Consider the following 958-nt stretch of genomic DNA (forward strand, 5'->3'; position numbering starts at 1 on the left):
GCGGCGGGCTGGGCGGCGGCGGGCTGGGCGGCGGCGGGCTGGGCGGCAGGGTGGTAACGGTGTCCGGGCCGGGAGGCAGGATCGCCGGCGGGGCGGGGATGGTGTCGAGATCGGTGGTGTTCAGCACCTGCACGTCGATCTGGAAATTGGCCTCCTGCCGGCCGTCGGAAACCTCGATCATCACCGGCCGCACCGTGCCGCCCTCGCGCAGCAGGTCGACGCCGTCGCGCAGCTTCAGCACGTTGCCATTGACGATCTCGAAATAGGCTTCGTCCGGCCAGAGCACGCGGTAGGTCAGCGCCGCCCTTGGGGTGTCGCGGTCGAAGGCCTGCAGCGTGCCGATGACGCCGCCGAGGTCGCTCTCCAGCACGAAACCGCCGGTGGCGAAGCCCAGGTTGTGCGGCGGCGTGTCGTCGACATTGAGCAGCGCGACGGAGAAGCTGCGCCCGCTATCGACCCAGCTGCCATTGACCCGCGCCTGCAGGCCGAAGCTCAGCGTGACCGTGCTGCCGTGATAGGCCTCGAAGTCGAAACGCATGGCGGGGACGATGCGCAGCGTGCCGGTGGCGGCGTTCCAGCTGGCGTCGAACATGGCGCCCGAGGTGCCGGTCAGCCGCACATCCTGGATGGTGCCGGCGGCGCTCAGGCTGAGCACGGCCTCCCAGTCGCCGGGCCGGTTGTTCTCGATGATGGAGGAGGGGATGGTCCCCGTCACCGTCAGCGACACGCCTGGCCTCTCCCTTCCGCCTCTGCTGGGCGGTCAGGGTGCGGCGGGGCGGTGAAGGAAGGTCTAAGCGGTGGGGGCGAGCAGCCGCCAGGCGAGCGCGCCGAGCATGACGGCGTTCAGCGCGAAGAGGGCGGCGCCGGCGAGGCGCAGCTGCGGCCCGGCGCGGCGGCCGAAGAAGCGGCCGAGCAGGGCGACGCCGACCAGCGCCGGCACGGTGCCGAGGCAGAAGGC

General features: G+C 71.8%; 1 pseudogene. It reads right to left on the reverse strand.

The window, feature by feature from the left end:
• A pseudogene (locus HMPREF0731_RS21905) lies at positions 1 to 727 on the reverse strand (hypothetical protein); the annotation flags it as partial.
• Between the last annotated feature and the right edge of the window lie 231 nt (positions 728 to 958).

This window comes from Pseudoroseomonas cervicalis ATCC 49957, from assembly GCF_000164635.1.
Lineage (GTDB): Bacteria > Pseudomonadota > Alphaproteobacteria > Acetobacterales > Acetobacteraceae > Pseudoroseomonas > Pseudoroseomonas cervicalis.